The 14,925-nt window shown below is 53.1% G+C and carries 16 protein-coding genes; 6 read left to right on the top strand and 10 right to left on the bottom strand.

The window, feature by feature from the left end:
- The first annotated feature begins 198 nt into the window (after nucleotides 1-198).
- The gene (locus tag ACWKV5_RS00770; protein ID WP_483839729.1) at nucleotides 199-633 is read left to right on the top strand and encodes a GNAT family N-acetyltransferase; all 435 of its coding nucleotides are present in this window, start codon (nucleotides 199-201) and stop codon (nucleotides 631-633) included.
- Nucleotides 634-662: 29 nt separating this feature from the next.
- Here the strand turns inward: ACWKV5_RS00770 and ACWKV5_RS00765 are convergent, their stop codons facing one another.
- From ACWKV5_RS00765 to ACWKV5_RS00745, 5 genes are all read right to left on the bottom strand, one after another.
- Nucleotides 663-1,046 carry a DUF6124 family protein gene (locus tag ACWKV5_RS00765; RefSeq protein ID WP_483839728.1) on the bottom strand — a complete coding sequence of 128 codons (384 nt, stop codon included), beginning with the start codon at nucleotides 1,044-1,046 and terminating at the stop codon, nucleotides 663-665.
- A gap of 454 nt (nucleotides 1,047-1,500) precedes the next feature.
- Nucleotides 1,501-1,905 (bottom strand): DUF6632 domain-containing protein, encoded by a 405-nt coding sequence (locus tag ACWKV5_RS00760; protein ID WP_483839727.1) that lies wholly within the window; start codon nucleotides 1,903-1,905, stop codon nucleotides 1,501-1,503.
- Between the two features lie 266 nt (nucleotides 1,906-2,171).
- Entirely contained in the window at nucleotides 2,172-2,606 is a 435-nt protein-coding gene (locus ACWKV5_RS00755) for a DUF6678 family protein (protein WP_483839726.1), read from the bottom strand.
- Nucleotides 2,607-2,940: 334 nt separating this feature from the next.
- Nucleotides 2,941-3,162, bottom strand: a complete 222-nt coding sequence (locus tag ACWKV5_RS00750; RefSeq protein ID WP_483839725.1) for a HipA family kinase — start codon at nucleotides 3,160-3,162, stop codon at nucleotides 2,941-2,943.
- Between the two features lie 44 nt (nucleotides 3,163-3,206).
- Nucleotides 3,207-3,743, bottom strand: coding sequence for a hypothetical protein (locus ACWKV5_RS00745; RefSeq protein ID WP_483839724.1), 537 nt, complete (start codon nucleotides 3,741-3,743; stop codon nucleotides 3,207-3,209).
- An 88-nt stretch (nucleotides 3,744-3,831) separates the two neighbouring features.
- Here ACWKV5_RS00745 and ACWKV5_RS00740 point away from each other — a divergent pair, with 88 nt between their 5' ends.
- Entirely contained in the window at nucleotides 3,832-4,065 is a 234-nt protein-coding gene (locus ACWKV5_RS00740) for a BPSL0761 family protein (RefSeq protein WP_080942986.1), read from the top strand.
- Between the two features lie 149 nt (nucleotides 4,066-4,214).
- On the opposite strand, the gene ACWKV5_RS00735 is transcribed toward ACWKV5_RS00740, so the two are convergent.
- A complete protein-coding gene (locus ACWKV5_RS00735; protein ID WP_483839723.1) occupies nucleotides 4,215-4,613 on the bottom strand; it encodes an SMI1/KNR4 family protein in 399 nt (132 codons plus the stop codon).
- A gap of 817 nt (nucleotides 4,614-5,430) precedes the next feature.
- Here ACWKV5_RS00735 and ACWKV5_RS00730 point away from each other — a divergent pair.
- Both ACWKV5_RS00730 and ACWKV5_RS00725 read left to right on the top strand, forming a co-directional pair.
- Nucleotides 5,431-5,634 carry a hypothetical protein gene (locus ACWKV5_RS00730; protein ID WP_483839722.1) on the top strand — a complete coding sequence of 68 codons (204 nt, stop codon included), beginning with the start codon at nucleotides 5,431-5,433 and terminating at the stop codon, nucleotides 5,632-5,634.
- Between the two features lie 68 nt (nucleotides 5,635-5,702).
- Complete coding sequence (locus tag ACWKV5_RS00725) at nucleotides 5,703-5,936, top strand: hypothetical protein (protein ID WP_483839721.1); 234 nt, start codon at nucleotides 5,703-5,705, stop codon at nucleotides 5,934-5,936.
- 70 nt (nucleotides 5,937-6,006) lie between these two features.
- Here the strand turns inward: ACWKV5_RS00725 and ACWKV5_RS00720 are convergent, their stop codons facing one another.
- The 3 genes from ACWKV5_RS00720 to ACWKV5_RS00710 form a co-directional block, all read right to left on the bottom strand.
- Complete coding sequence (locus tag ACWKV5_RS00720) at nucleotides 6,007-6,345, bottom strand: hypothetical protein (RefSeq protein WP_483839720.1); 339 nt, start codon at nucleotides 6,343-6,345, stop codon at nucleotides 6,007-6,009.
- 107 nt (nucleotides 6,346-6,452) lie between these two features.
- A complete protein-coding gene (locus tag ACWKV5_RS00715; RefSeq protein WP_483839719.1) occupies nucleotides 6,453-6,638 on the bottom strand; it encodes a hypothetical protein in 186 nt (61 codons plus the stop codon).
- Nucleotides 6,639-6,700: 62 nt separating this feature from the next.
- Nucleotides 6,701-7,108: a helix-turn-helix domain-containing protein gene (locus ACWKV5_RS00710; RefSeq protein ID WP_483839718.1), complete on the bottom strand. Its 408-nt coding sequence runs from the start codon at nucleotides 7,106-7,108 to the stop codon at nucleotides 6,701-6,703.
- Between the two features lie 582 nt (nucleotides 7,109-7,690).
- Between ACWKV5_RS00710 and ACWKV5_RS00705 the strand changes: the two genes are divergently transcribed.
- Together ACWKV5_RS00705 and ACWKV5_RS00700 are read left to right on the top strand one after the other, a co-directional pair.
- Nucleotides 7,691-7,816, top strand: coding sequence for a hypothetical protein (locus ACWKV5_RS00705; RefSeq protein ID WP_258667317.1), 126 nt, complete (start codon nucleotides 7,691-7,693; stop codon nucleotides 7,814-7,816).
- A gap of 1,493 nt (nucleotides 7,817-9,309) precedes the next feature.
- Nucleotides 9,310-13,647: an AAA domain-containing protein gene (locus ACWKV5_RS00700; RefSeq protein ID WP_483839717.1), complete on the top strand. Its 4,338-nt coding sequence runs from the start codon at nucleotides 9,310-9,312 to the stop codon at nucleotides 13,645-13,647.
- A gap of 492 nt (nucleotides 13,648-14,139) precedes the next feature.
- Here ACWKV5_RS00700 and ACWKV5_RS00695 read toward each other — a convergent pair whose 3' ends face one another.
- Nucleotides 14,140-14,868 (bottom strand): hypothetical protein, encoded by a 729-nt coding sequence (locus tag ACWKV5_RS00695; protein WP_483839716.1) that lies wholly within the window; start codon nucleotides 14,866-14,868, stop codon nucleotides 14,140-14,142.
- Nucleotides 14,869-14,925 lie beyond the last annotated feature (57 nt).

Below are 14,925 nucleotides of genomic sequence, written 5' to 3'. Positions count from 1 at the left end.
TCAGGTCGCGGGTTCAGGGAAGTCCTTGCGACGTGGCGCACTTTTGCACCCTCATGTCGTGCGTATGTGTCTGGAACCGGTCGTTGTGTATCGCTGTGTAAGATCACCGGTGAACATACAGATCGATACAATTCTGCCCGCCGGAATCGCATCTGGTAGGCTTCTGCGCCAGATAACTCCCACCTTCAGGCGCCCTCAATGTTCAACATTCGTGTCATGACCCTGGACGATTACGAGACGGTTATCGAACTGATGCGGCGCACGCCAGGCGTCTCGTTGCGTGACGCAGACTCGCGTGAATCCACCGCCCGTTATCTGCAACGAAACCCCGGGTTGAGCTTCGTGGCTGAAGTCGGCGGGGCGGTGTGCGCTTGCATCATGTCTGGCCACGACGGGCGTCGAGGTTATTTGCAGCACCTGATCGTTGAACCGGTGTTTCGGCGTCAGGGCATCGCGAGTGGGTTGGTGGAGCGTTGCCTGTCGAGTCTGGAGTCACTTGGCATCCTTAAATGCCATCTCGATGTGTTCAAGACCAATGAGGCGGCGGCCCGCTATTGGCAGCGTCAGGGCTGGACGCTCAGGACCGATATCGATCGGTACTCGTTCACCCGGTCGGGCAATGCAAACGCCTGACCGGGTGAGTTCGGCTTCAGCGCGAGTGCTTACTTGGGCGGAACGAAGTTATCGAGCATTCGATTCACCGCCAACTCCCCCAGCATGATGACCTGCTGCAGCGCCAGCACGGTACTGCGGTGGGTGCCCTCTAACAACGCCGCCACGTTGCTGGCCATGACACTGGCCGACGCCAGGTTCTCGCAGGTTTGCACCAGCAAGGTTTCATGGTCGACATCCGGGGCAATCATGTAAATGGTGCTGGGTTTGCGTGGGATGTCGTTCATGAGTGCCGCCGGGTTGAGGTAGAAATCGAGGGCACGCTCGGCGGCGGCATGGAGTTTTTTGGAATCGAGGGATGAGTAGGGAGAGGCCGGATCGGTTTCGGTTTCGGGTGAGTCGGTGTCGGGTGGGTTGGGCGTTACCTTGAACATAGATGAAACTCCATATGGGATTATCGGAGCCATCACCCTCGCTACCAAACGAAGGGTGGTGACCATACGAAGGTTGGTAGACCGGCCCACATGGAAAATCCGGCGCGCCCGAGGGCGCCCTGCGCATGGCCACCATAAAAACGAATGCCGAAAAAGCATCTGTAAAAGGTGACGTTATGCGACATGTGAAGGACGGGCTACCAAACCCGATCGCTGTTTTTCAGCGACAGGGAAACGATAAAACCCAAGCCATCGACGCACAAGCCGGCGGATTCTGGCTTAGCCGTAGGTAACGGCGCAAGGTCTTGTAGCCTTTGGGAAGTAACTTCGGGTGTCTTTAAACAGGCGCCATTAAACGCGTGAAAGCTTTCCAGAGATCGAGGAAATGTCCGACATCTTTTTAGATAGCGTAGAAACGCGATTTTCGTCCCGATCCTGACAGTCAAACCTGCTCTCAGGCCCCATTGTGTGTCCGGGGCCGAGCGGCCAATTGTGAGCGCGGCGTCAAGATGGCCAACGCAACCGCCACTATGAAGAGCGCCGGCACGTCACCTGCCAGGTGCCCCATTTGCTCCGGCTGGGTGACCGCCTGGACGGTCATGATTCCTCCGTGTACGGCGCTAGACCACACGGTGAACCAGATCAGGCTCAGATTGGCTAATGGATCACGTGCGGCCAGGATCAAGAACACGCCAAGTGTGGCGTAGAGGCCAACGATCATCATCGGGTAATCCGAGTGACCGACGTGCCAGGCCCAGCCGGACGGCCAGAACAACATAAGGGGGTAGAGAGCAAGGCACGCGAGGCCAGCCAAAACCAGAACGACGCGCAAATACCTGAGGCGATCGACTACGGTCATGGCGGACTCCTCTTTGGGCCTGACTCTGAATTGACCCCAAGTGGGGTGACAACTAACACCTTCACGGGCTTGGTGGAGAACATTTCTTGTTCTGTCGTCTAGCCCTGACTAGACCGGGCATTGTGACAGTCGAGTGTCTGCTGAAGGGGTATATACACCATGGACGGAAAGCCCAATCTGCTCAATCAGTTCCGGCAGTAGACCAAGCATAGCTACTCATTAGCTATCGCTCCGTCCACCGGCTGCTGCTGGCCGTTCTCAGCCTGTCATACAGGTGGAAAGTCTTCATACGATTTCGGAAGGTATCCCCAAATCCTCAGGACGTCAGCGCGCACCTCAAACTCGAATCCAATTTGTGCGACGACCTTCGATATTTCGTTTGTATGGTCAATGGTTGTACGTGCAAGCAGCCTTCCTTTTGAGGGCACTGCTTCCGACAAGCCAATGTCGAACCATTCGACAGACGCAAATGGGAACGGCAGATGGTAAAACCACTCGACATCCCACTCTGAGAAATATCCTGTGACGGACTTGGATCGGTAAGACGGACGCCAACCTTGAAGCTGGCGGAAATGATTGATCAGCTCATCCCACTTGGTATTGTTCGATGCGCTGGCCAGGTTTCTCGCAGCTACGGCAACATGGATTTTCTTCCGTGTTACATCATCATGGCCCGCTCCGGACCTCGGTAGTTCGCTCATGTTCAGTCCTTTCGATTTTTTGGAGTTCAAGAATGGATGGGCGCTTTTGGCTGGCTGTCGCGAAGGGCAACTACCGACCCATTGCAGCCGTTCGGCTACAGCCCCCAACTGATTGCAGTCACGTACACGCACCGCTGGAGGCCTTGAAAATAGTGGTGCGGTGAAGGGAGTAGAAGTATTCATAAAATACAGGATGTCCGGGGTGTTTTTACATGCTGGTGTACAGGTGGGTGTACAAAAACTCTCCTATAAGCGCGAGCGACTGTTGTCGTGTCGTTCGAGGTGACATTGCTTTCTCTATCCCGCATATTGTCGATGAAGAAGATGCTTAATATCATCTGCCGCAGGCGTTTGGCTTCGATGACGTGCAGCCACGTTGTCCAGCACAAGGGTTGTGCCGGACACCGAACTGCGCCGCCAGGCGGGCACAGAGAAGATCGGTAATACACTCGGCGGCCGGGAGCTCCAATCCTATGGCCACATAGTGTTTGCCATTGCTGGCACAACATAGGAAGGGGCGAGTGATGCCACCTTCCAGTCGCCGGATGATTTCCACCGCTTCTAATGTCGTTCCCCACGGCCATTGCAGGCCCTTATGAATCAGCCTGCCAGGCGATACTGGTCTGCATCCTGCTGCACCATGCCCAATTCTTCCAGGGCGTCCAGTACGGCTTGAACTGGGAGCTTGGGCGAACGCTTGAACTGGGCGGCAAGTGCGTTGGCGGGCAGTGGGCTTTGGCTGAGGGCGTGGCGCACAGCGGCGACTTGTTCGCGCATAAGTTTCGGCCAGGTGAGCTTACCTGTGGTTGCTGCGACAGCAGGAGCGGACTCGAAATACGTTGTATCGTCCAACTCGGCTTCGCTTTGCTCGAACGCGACAGTAGCGCTGGGGTTCTGGTACTCGGGCCGCAGCCAGCTGATATGGCCGCGGGCTTCCTCAGCGGCTCGCTCACTGTTCAATGCTACCAGGCGACAGAGCAACTCTTCCTCGGCCGCGGCCTGAGCTTCGGGTTTATCTGGTAGTGGGGTTGTAGCGCTAGGTTTGCCCACCAGCTGTGCGGCTAAATCGTCCCAGCCGTAGGCAGCAAAGACGTTGCGATCCAGATCGTCGTGCAGCTCTCCTTGCAGTGAGACCAAGCCCTGTTCGTGGATGGTCTTTTCTTCTGCGTTGACCGAAGCTAGCTGCCTTGTATTGGACTGATGATCACAGCAGTTGGAGGATTAAATGACGATGCCATTTGAACGTACCAGATCTGTCGCACAAACTCATGCTTTCCTGACGGATCTTGCATGCGATACGGAAGTGCCCGAGCGCATTAGACAGAACGCTCAATTCCTTTTGCGTCATTTTCCCACTAAGCGCGACGTTCTACTGGCTGGCCGAATTGAAGAGGAAGCAAGAAAACGAGGCTTAGGCGCATTTAGTACTGTGTTTAGCTCCTCAACTGAAGACTGGTAGTCGCCCGTGATAACAGGCAGCTAACGATGGGTAGGCTTTGGGTCGTTTTCAGCCAGTCGTGGTAGGCAGAAAACGGCCAGAAGCCGCCGCTGGAGCTTAATTCGAGTTCAAAGGGGCGCGAGACACCAGGTTGACCAGGCCAGGCTCAATCATAGCTTGCCTATCAGCGATACGAACCCCGTAAGGCTATCTGCAATCCTTTCCACGGACTCTTCTGGAGCGATCCCATCGAAACAAACGATAGGCCAAGGTGGAGAGTTTCCTCTGAAATCGAAAGCTACAAGCTCACCGGCACCGTTACTACCGAACACAAACAAATCTGGAGCTATTTGCTCATAGAACAAAACCTGCTTGGGGTCGGCCGCAACCTCCGCAGAATCGAGAACGAAGTTAAATGGACCAACAGGTAACGGCCCCTCGCCACCATTGCTGAAGGTCAGCAACTGGTAGTACTCATCAGGGAGCACATGCGGTACAACCGCTCGCAACGCGGCCAACGCATCATCAGAAGCCCCTGGTGATCTATGCCACTCTCCAACAATTTTCAATTCTTCAGCTCTCAGTTGATTTATCGCCAGTCGTGACGCAGGCAGCCGAAGGCTGCCTAAAACTCATATCTTTACACCATTACCGTCGCTGCTCATAAGCGGATGGCTTTACTTCCGACAAGCATACGCATGTCGAAGTAACGTCCAAGGCACCATGGGGTGAAATTCAGGATCACTGGCCACAGTCTCGATGATCGCATTGGGTAGATTTCGGCTAGTCGTGACTGGCAAAAATCGACCCATACAGGCCTGTCGTGCGACCGGCAGAAAACGACCGATTGTGTTGAAAAAGTCGGCCATGGTTTCCGCAGCTGAAACGTACGCGTCCGAGATTGAAATCTTTACTTTCGTCAGAGGTTTTCAGACGCAGATTTCACGTAGCAGCGTGTAAAAAAGGCGTTTTCACCGGTCAATGATCGGGCAGTTTTGGATGGCCGACTTTTTCAACAGAATCGACCAAAAGCAGTCAGTCACGATAGCTGCGGTCGACCCAATACGAATTTTCTCGTAGGCAACTAATGATCTGAAGCGCTCATCGTTAGATGCAATAGACTTAATGTAGGTTGAGAGTTCGAATCTCTCCTTCACCGCCACATTCAGTAAACGCAAACCCCTGATTTTCCTAGAGAAAGTCGGTGGTTTGTGGTTTTTTGCGTCTGAAAAATGCCTATATGGGACTGATATGGGACTGGAGTGTCTTTTTTCGGCCTAGCAAATACGAGCCGCATCTCGTTGATCGCAGTGCCTAAAATCAGCGTTTACTACATTCAATCCATGGAACCGACGACTGCCGCCGGCCAACTGAAAGGAATACCCCATGACTTGGTTCGGCTTCGTCGGCAATTTGCTCGCCGTCGCGCTTATTGAGTACGTAGCGTTTGGCGCCTATGGCGAATTTAACGTGCTGCGCTGGCCGCTCGTCATCTGGCTCTGTTATGGCGCCACGCTCGCCATGTTTGTGGCATACCTGCTACCTGAAGTTCGGGAAGCCCGGCGCAAGGCCAGGGCGCGTGATGCATAGCGCCCATTGATCGCACCGGGAAAACTCTACCTCTAACCGGACAAATTTCCCCTGAAAGGAACCCCGCGATGACTGTCGATCCCGACGAAGCCCTGAAAGCCCGCCGTCTGGCGCGATTGCGCGAAGAGCTTGGCTACCTGCTGGACGAAGACGATCCCCACTCTCGTGCCTGGCGTCAGGGTATGATCAATGGCCGCATGTTGGAGCTGAAAGAACTGGGGATTTTCGAACAAGACGAGTTCGACGCATTCAATGCCGAATTCAATGCAGCACTGTGGGCCAAAAAGACGGCGGAAGGCTGACCCGCAGCGTGTCGAAAAACGCGGCATCCGTTAAATCCAAAGCAAAAAACACCGTCGATTGGCGATGGAATTAGACGCAGGAAAATTGAATGTACCAGTAATGAGATTGTGCCCAAAAGGCTCCTGAACCTGAGGTAATGACAGCGCCACCCTCCGCATTTGAGCCTTCTGAATCAATTCTGTACGCACCATTGCACGCGTCGTGCATCTGCTTATAAGCATCCTCACGGCGCTGCTTACGTACGAAGTCAGCACCATCATTCAGGTATTTTACTAAACCCCCTCTTGAACCTTCATTCACCGGTGCAAATGCGGATCCAGAATTTGGCGAAGAAACCATATCAGCAGACGTGCAGCCGGTTAGACCTGCGACGATGATGGCGGCGAGCAGAGCTTTGACGGTTTTCATGTGCTTAACCTCCCCTTGGCGAAAATAAACGCATCTCTGTACTGGCGCTCTGCAATCAAATTAACAGCATCACAGCGAACGACCCATACATTGGTAATTTTACTGATTCAGAGTTCTTTAAGTCGCTTCGCACGCCTGGTGACCACCAAGTAACCAATACCGGCTCCTATCGCCATCAATGCAGTCGCAACCAAAAGTGCAGCCACCGCTGCTCCTTCGTTACCCGTTGCATGAATATCCAGCTCCGCCTCAACCCCGCCAGGAGCAGAGCAACCAAAATGAATGTCGATCATTTTTTATCCTTACATTTAATCTGAATTAATGGTTGTCCCCAGTCGCTACCTGGAGTTTTCTGCTATTTTTTTTCATTATTTTCTTTCACGTAGGAGGCGATCACTCCTCCGATGAGGCCTCCTAAAACGTTACCGAAAACAGGGATCAAGGAGGTCAAAGACGCAGCAGTGAAGACCTTCGTCGAGGTTCCCAGCGGTTCTAAATTGATTCCTTTTTTTATTGCTTCCTGCTCTGCGGCTTCGGCAATTTCCAGAATCCGACCAGGTGTTTGCCCTAAGGCTTTGGCCACCAGTCGCAACTGATCGATAGATAATCCGCTTTCCCCTTTTTCAACCCTCGACCATGTTGAAGCCCCTACCTTCACAGCCTCAGCCAAATCGGCTTGCTTCATGCCTTTGAGTGTTCTTAGCTTGGCCAAAACAGCCCCAAGGACAGCCGCTGATGTTGTAGCCGCATTTAGTTCGCTCATTGGTACAGCCTTCTTGCGTGATGAATCTGAGATCCAGACTACATTCAAAATATGTAATGTGCAATATATGCAAGTTGCCGGTTTTGAATACGCTTGGTGTGAGTGCTGCGAATAACGGCGTTTTCGTTAAGTGGCACCACTCATCTAAGCCCACCCTGGTGGGCTTTTTTGTGGCCGCTGGACGCCAGAAATTGGAGGACTGGCCTACCATCACCCACAGAGGTGGCTTGACCCGTCGTCAGCCCGGTACTCGAGAATCCAGCCCTGTGACCGACCTACGTTCTCGCCTGCTCCGCGTCCTCCAATCTCCCCCGGTGCAGATCGTCCCCTTGAGCGGTTTCGGGGTCTTGTTTATTGCGGGTGCAGTGCGAGATACCCCTAGATACGGTCTCACGGTTAACCCAGTAGGCCTCGCGATAGGCGTGGCCCTGCTGGTTGCCGCCCTGTGTATTTACAAAGCCTGGAACCGCCAAAAATGAAAAGCGGCATTCACGAGGACGCGTTGCGCGTGATGCTCGATGTCGATCGGGATCATGCCCTCGGACAGTCGGCGAACGGGAGCGGCTGGAAATGGGAATAAGCATGAACGACTCCTTGGTCGCGTTGAACCTGCCGGCGGCGGTGCGCGCCCAGGCGTTAAAATTGTTGGAGCGCATTCAGCAGGCGCGCACGGCGGACGAGCTGTTCAGCGCCGCTGATCGCGTCTGAAGGTTTTGTCCTGGGTTTGGAAACCGTCAAGGCGCTGAGCGCGGCGAGCCTGGAAGGCTTGTATGTGGCGTTCGACAACGCGGCCACGGCGCGGCGCCTGGAGCATGAGCAGTGATTGGCGAAGGTATTCACGAAGACGCTCTGGTGCACCTGGTGCAACAACACGCGGTGCGTGAATTCCTGGTGACCAAGGTCGTCGGGAGCTCCTGAAGACTAGCTTCAACATAGAAGAACTCCTCTTTCAAACAGACGCGCATCCGTACCGCAAGTAATTGACCTCTATCGGCCGAAAGTGACCTGTTCTGAACGTCCGAATTTGGCCGTTCTCTGCCGGTCATGGCCACGCAGCGTGATGGTCAAGTCCGATGGAAATGATTGATCAGGTCGAATGCAAATGGGAGGGCAAGTCCGTGCAATTACCCAGCGGCACCTTGCGGCTCATTGAAATGTAATTGGGCCTGCAGACGTTTCAACTTCAGACCGAAGGATTATGAGTCGCCGACTGATGCACCGAGGTGAGTAAAGTCTAGGTTAGGTAGGGGTAGGGTAAAATAGTCCTAGCCAATTGATTACACGTAGGTTTGGCTAGTATTAGATAGGAGGGTGAAGCTGGGCACTGTACCGCTGCTGTATCTCCATTGGGCTTCGCGCAAGCGAGTTTGTCCAGGAGCCGGCAAAGTGAAGTTGGTCATCTAGCTGTAGCGCTCTATCAGGGATCGGTAGTAGCCTTATGCCTCCATATGCATTGGGTTTCGTTATCCCATTATTCGGGCAAAAACTGATGAACAATATTCAAAGGAGCGAACGAATCATTTCTTCGCTTAATGATCGCTCGCAAAACATGTACGACATCTTGTTCGGTTTTCAAAATACCGCAATCGATAGCTCTGAGATAATTCGGCATCTGCACGGTGAGGCACCAGGAAAAGAGAGAATCGAAGCTCTTGAAAGGGAACTCTCCAAGGAGCCTGAACTGTTGGAGCTTCTTCGGTACGCTTTTAGGGGGCACATCTTAGGAGGAGATCTTGGTCTTTAGATAATGAGGTCTTCCTCTTTGTGGTGAAGGAGAGGTGTACTGATTGCCGCCGCAGACGCAACACCGACCAGAGGAACGCCGGCTCGGGATTAAGCTGATGCGGCGCTGACTGTTTGGCCGCCCTGGCGTGGTAAATGCCGGTGTATTGCTCGGCATTGAGCTGAGGTGAACGGCACGTCGGATCGCCCATCGTTTGAGCCGCCGCATCAGTCAACTTAACTGGGCTTTGATAAAGCGCTGCCCAAAAGCACAGGTCGCCCCTCTTATGTTCCTGGCGATCAAACTGCTATGTACGGTTGTTGAGTGGCACAAGCTAGCGGAAACTCTGATGCATTGGCGCGCTCGTGCCACAGCCACTATTGTGACGTCCATCTCATCGTACATTTTGGATTGCCCAAGCCCCCTTATTAGGGAGCTTCGAGTGAAGAAGTCCAGTATTTGTTTTTAGGGGAACCTGATGGAAGCTCTAGGGCAGCAACTTCGACCGGTTGCAATGCGAATCAGTCAGTACTTCCGTGACTTTCTAGACTCGGATTTCAAGCGTCAACAAGCTCCACGCCGCCGAATCGTGCTGACAACCGATACCGGGTTTAGGTCGGGCATGCGTACATCGCCCTATCCCTCCTTAGACCGCGACCTATGGAATCTGCTGGGGCGCCCCTCAAGCGAGAACCTGACACTGACGATCGATCCACGGCGCTACACGCGCCCGATCAGCGATGTACTTCGCAAGGTGATTCAAGAGCAGGTAAATGCCATCCCGGCGTCATCTCTAGAAACAGTGCATGCCTCGGTGGAACAACTAGCCGTAGAGTCCTATGCAAAAGCAATTGAAGACCCAGAACAATGGGTTGAGTCAGTTCAGGACCACTTGGGAAGTAAGGTCGCCGAACACATCATTAAGCCCCTGCTCGCGCATCTGGATGGTCCACTACGCAACCAAGCGTACTGGGTGATGGATTCTCTTTTCGCCGCAGAGAAGGATCTTGTCGGTCGTGTCTGCGGAGACTTGGTCCGAGTACTGCCGGAGTTGCTGGCGAAGCTCCTCGCTACCCAAGACTCAGCCCCATTACAGGAGGCGATTCCACAGTTCCTGACACTAGAGGGAACACGCCAGGCGCTGATGGCGTTCTTTGAAGGATTCGTGGCTGCTGATGCTTATCACGAGTTCCGAGACCTGGAAACCTATGTTGCCACGAGCGACGGTATGCAGCTCTACCTGTACATGGGTGCGGTAAAGTACGGTGGAAACCAATACCCTCTATTCTTTATTCCCATCGAGGTACACAGGCAGGAAAAAGGTACTGGCTACACGCTAAAGCTGCTCAATCAACTTTATACCAACCGCAAGGCGATCGACTTTGTTCTGCAGGAACTGGCTGCAGGGCTTGAGCGTGCGTGGGTTTCTCCGATCCCTGAACGAATCCATTACATCAAACCTGAACAGTCCATTTTCGAAGAAGCCCGTGTACTGTTCCAGCGAGTGGCCAATGCAATGGATCTGGGCGGCAAGATCAACCTGTCATCCTCTGCTGTCGATACCTCGACCATTGCGGCAGGATTGTCCAGCTCCCTGTTCCTAGCCGCTTACGAACGATCAGATGAGGCGCTGCTCAACGACTACGAGGAGATACTCGAAGCCCTAAATCACGGTGGATCGGCTGTGGTTGAACTGTTCGAGGGTATCGTCGGAGGCGTACTACGCGAAAACCCCAAGTCCATCGCTGCGGCCGTAGAGTCTGAATGGGATGCGCTACCGATGGTGGATCGCATGGTCTTCGACTCGCCCATCCCACTGAATGAGGAGCAACGCAAGGTACTGATTGCCGTGCGACAACCGGAAGGCAAGATCGTTGTCGTCTCCGGCCCACCAGGTACAGGCAAGAGCCATACGATCACAGCAATTGCAGCCGACTGTGCCTTTAATCAGCGTTCCTGTCTGGTGTTGTCTGATAAGACTGAGGCACTAGACGTGGTCTACGACAAACTGTCGGAAGCCATGTCTCGCGTGCGCCACGATAGCGACTTCCCGAACCCGATACTCCGTCTCGGCCAACAGGCCCACAACTTCCGCAAACTGACCTCGAATCAGGCGGTCACCCAGATCGGGGCCTACGCCAAGGCAATGAAGGCGAATCAACCCAGGCTCGAGGAGGAACGCAAAAGCCGGTCGGAGAACTTGAAGGAGCAGATCAAGCTGACTGTGGCTACTTTGGGCGCTATCGAAATGTCCAGCGTGCAGGCGATGCTCAAGGATGAAACCGAGCTCTCTGAACTGGCACCGTCAGTGCTAGAAGTGTTGAGGCGTGCAAATGGAGCGAGCCTGATTCCGGAGTTGGAAAGCATCAGTGAGCACCTAGAGGGGGTGGAACAGTACCTTATTGAGGTCTTCTCTGAGGGAGATTTCAATGCGCAAACCCTTTGGAACAGGACGCGTAGGGATGCCTTGCTGGTGGCGTTCACTTACGACAATCCTGATGTCCCATGGAATCTGTTCGAGTCGATGTCGCCACCTCAATTGCGCGCGCTTGGCGAACTGTTGGTCCACTACGACCAGCTGAAGATGCCTATATTCGGCTACCTGTTCCGCGGCGGTCAGGTGCGCGGTATCGAACGCCAGCTTAATACCATGCCCGTCAGTAGCCCATTGCAACTCAAGCAACAGCAGCCGATGCTGGCAAATCTCGTGGCGACGGCAAATAAACTGCGACTGAAGCTGCAAAGCGAAGATTTGGAAGACGAATTCGAAGTTTGTTATCGACTGTTCGCCCGAGGAAAAACGCCCAAGCTTAACGCCGACAACACGTCAAAAATCATGGCAATACTGCGTCGTGTCGATGCGCAAATTGTGGATGTACTGCTTGAACAACCAAAGGACGATGCCCGTCTCTGGCCCCTTTCCGTTCGGTTCCTGCTCGGGTGGTTGCGCACCCGCCACGCCTTCGCATCAGCCCCCCAGTACGATTATGCAGGTACCAAGACTCAACTCGAGCGACTCAACACTTCGGTCATGAATGCGCACGTAGATACGCGCTTGCTGAACTTCATGGAGAACTATCGCTCAGACGCTCGGGCTCTAGCTGGTGTGATCGCTAACCGACAAAAATTTCCAGAAGACAAGTTCAAACATGTGCGCGAGAGCTTTCCGGTCATCATTGCCAGTATTCGCGAGTTCGGTGAGTACATGCCGCTGGCCCATGACATGTTCGACGTAGTGGTCATTGACGAGGCCTCTCAGGTCTCAGTTGCCCAGGCATTGCCAGCATTGCTGCGCGCGAAAAAAGTTGTCGTGCTGGGCGATGACAAACAGTTTTCAAACGTGAAGTCGGCCAACGCCAGTATCGAGCAAAATGACAAGTATCGCAGCGAGCTGAAAAACTATTTCACGACTCACGTCAGCGGTGCAGCCGATGCTCTGCAGCGGCTGTCGATGTTCGACGTTAAACGTTCCATTCTTGAGTTCTGCAATCACGCTGCCTCTTACTCGGTCATGCTGCGCAAGCACTTTCGCTCGTATCAGGAGCTGATCGGATACTCTTCGGGCACTTTTTACGGGCACCAACTGCAGGCCATCAAAATCCGCGGCATCCCGGTCGACGAAGTTATCCGCTTCGACCAAGTCGACCCGACTGACAAGAAAGTGAGTCGAGGAACCAATGAAGCGGAAGCCGAATTCATCCTTGAACGCCTCCTTGAACTGGTTGAGGAGGAAGTCCCCCCGACCGTAGGCATCATCTCGCCCTTTCGTGAACAGCAGACCCTGCTGTCCAAGAAGCTGTTCAACCATCCCCGAGGGGCAGACTTTGAACGCCTATTGCGGTTGAAGGTTATGACTTTTGACAGCTGCCAAGGCGAGGAGCGGCACATCATTTTCTATTCGATGGTAGCGACTGCAGAGGAGGACGCGCTGAACTATATCTTCCCGGTCGAGCTGAATGATGCTGAACAGGCGGTGGAGCAAAAACTGAAGGTACAGCGACTTAACGTTGGCTTTAGCCGCGCCCAAGAAATGATTTGGTTTGTCCACTCCAAGCCACTGAACGAGTTTCGCGGTGCCATTGGGCAAGCGCTAAACCACTATGCGAATATTCTTGAGAACGCAAGCAGAATACCCTCTGCTGAGGACACCGATCAGTCCAGCCCAATGGAAGCAAAGGTCCTAGAGTGGTTCCGCCAGACAAGGTTTTATCAGGCCAACATGGACGCCATCGATGTGTTTGCTCAGTTCGAAATCGGGACTTATCTCAAGCAACTTGACCCGACCTATGAGCATCCAAAATGGCGAGTGGACTTCCTCGTAACCTACCAATCCAGCAAGGGACCGATTCAAATCGTAATCGAGTACGACGGCTTCGATTTCCACTTTGCCAAGGGTAAACACGTTCATGTGGGCAATCACGAACGATACCTGAATGAGGCCGATATTGAGCGTCAGCTAACGCTGGAGAGCTACGGCTACCGGTTCCTGCGCATCAATCGCTTCAACTTGGGCGATGACCCTGTCGCAACGATGTCCGAGCGCCTGTATCAGCTCGTGGAGATCGCCGTGGGAGAGCAGATCTCAGAGGCGGTCAACCATATTCAGTCTCAGGCTCAAGGCCTAGCTAACAAGGACCTCAAGCCGTGCTCGAAATGCGGCCAAATTAGGGAAAAGGCGGATTATTACGATCCGGCGCTAGGTGGTGGGGCTGGCGGTTATGGCCGAGTTTGCATGATATGCAAAGGTAGCAAGGCCAGTCCCCTGGTAGGGAAAACAACACAGCGCCGTTTTCGCAAAAGCCATCGCTGGGGATAACGTCTAGAGTACGGCCACAAACGGCGGCCCTATATCTACGTTGATCGTTGGATGTCCCTTCTGATCGATAGAATTCGCTCGAATGCACCCACTTTTCGGCAGGCACTGGAGTGGAGAGGTCCTGTCTGATGAGGGTATGGTGAGGCGTTCACTCATAGAGGCGAGCTTATGTCTTTCGCGGCTGACCAGAAATAACCGTCGCGGTGGGTGGTTAGACTTCCGTCTGTTCCGCCATTCCAGAGCCTCATCAAACTGAGAGAAAGGGGCGGCGCCTCATCAAGCTTACTTGACCATCTTCACAACTGAAAAAGTCGAAGACCTCCGAGAGATTGCCAACAAGGTTCCCTTTGTATCAATTCGCAAGGGCAATCGAAAAACAGAAGCCGGATGAGTTATCCAAATTCTTCGGAGTGGTTGGGCTGAATCGATAGACGATACTTAATAAGGAAAAGCTGATAGCTTTCTTCGCTGAATCGACGACTGGTGACTTTGTCACTTGAAATGCATCGTCAATAAAATCACGATCACCACACCAATCCCAACGAGCCACCTGTTTTGAGCAAGGACTTCATTCTGCATCTGCACGATGGCACCAGTCACTTCTTGTCTGATGGCGTTAGCATCGGCTGAGGTGGCGAGGATAATAGGCTCATCAAAATCTACTTCAGGTGCTTCAGCCTCATCATCTACAAGCGAGCTAGTGATCGAAAAGCTTTTAACGTGTGGGCGTGTATCAGCGTTTTCCCATATGATTGTCTTATCATCAATACCGTCCCCCATTTTTCTTGTTTCACTATCAAGATCAAGATCGTAACTGTGCTTCAGGCTGTTAACTGAAACATAGATCAAGCTAGGTAGTCTGCCAGACTTCAATGTGTCATAGGCAGTCTGAAAGCATAGCGAGTCAATAGCTATCTTAATTAAGCACTTCTTCGGGACATTGGATCGCGCGGGGTGGTACACATCGTATAAAGGTTCGGATGAGCGTGAAAGCAAGCCAATGTATCCTATTTCTTCGCTGAGCGTATGCGATTGGTTATTTATTAGTTCAATAGTCCAATCAGAATAGCGCAGTGTGTAATAGTCCCCGTTCAGTACTCTGCAGCCGTCTGCGAGCTTCACGGTTAAGGTAATGGTTCGAATTTTTGCTCCATCACTATTTAGCCTGATAGTAATGGATGCCTGCTGAGGGCAAAAGGAAAGACGTATCTCTTGTTCCATGCAGCACCTAACATTCAAAAGGGGGGATGATACACAATAGCAGTGTCACCTGAGCGT

This window comes from Pseudomonas oplopanacis (assembly GCF_057128725.1).
This window is presented reverse-complemented; position numbering and strand designations above follow the sequence as displayed.

Coding starts and splice junctions, on each gene's coding strand:
- ACWKV5_RS00770 (WP_483839729.1), top strand. CDS start 199: ATGTTCAACATTCGTGTCATGACCCTGGACGATTACGAGACGGTTATC.
- ACWKV5_RS00765 (WP_483839728.1), bottom strand. CDS start 1,046: ATGTTCAAGGTAACGCCCAACCCACCCGACACCGACTCACCCGAAACC.
- ACWKV5_RS00760 (WP_483839727.1), bottom strand. CDS start 1,905: ATGACCGTAGTCGATCGCCTCAGGTATTTGCGCGTCGTTCTGGTTTTG.
- ACWKV5_RS00755 (WP_483839726.1), bottom strand. CDS start 2,606: ATGAGCGAACTACCGAGGTCCGGAGCGGGCCATGATGATGTAACACGG.
- ACWKV5_RS00740 (WP_080942986.1), top strand. CDS start 3,832: ATGACGATGCCATTTGAACGTACCAGATCTGTCGCACAAACTCATGCT.
- ACWKV5_RS00730 (WP_483839722.1), top strand. CDS start 5,431: ATGACTTGGTTCGGCTTCGTCGGCAATTTGCTCGCCGTCGCGCTTATT.
- ACWKV5_RS00725 (WP_483839721.1), top strand. CDS start 5,703: ATGACTGTCGATCCCGACGAAGCCCTGAAAGCCCGCCGTCTGGCGCGA.
- ACWKV5_RS00720 (WP_483839720.1), bottom strand. CDS start 6,345: ATGAAAACCGTCAAAGCTCTGCTCGCCGCCATCATCGTCGCAGGTCTA.
- ACWKV5_RS00715 (WP_483839719.1), bottom strand. CDS start 6,638: ATGATCGACATTCATTTTGGTTGCTCTGCTCCTGGCGGGGTTGAGGCG.
- ACWKV5_RS00710 (WP_483839718.1), bottom strand. CDS start 7,108: ATGAGCGAACTAAATGCGGCTACAACATCAGCGGCTGTCCTTGGGGCT.
- ACWKV5_RS00705 (WP_258667317.1), top strand. CDS start 7,691: ATGAACGACTCCTTGGTCGCGTTGAACCTGCCGGCGGCGGTGCGCGCC.
- ACWKV5_RS00700 (WP_483839717.1), top strand. CDS start 9,310: ATGGAAGCTCTAGGGCAGCAACTTCGACCGGTTGCAATGCGAATCAGT.
- ACWKV5_RS00695 (WP_483839716.1), bottom strand. CDS start 14,868: ATGGAACAAGAGATACGTCTTTCCTTTTGCCCTCAGCAGGCATCCATT.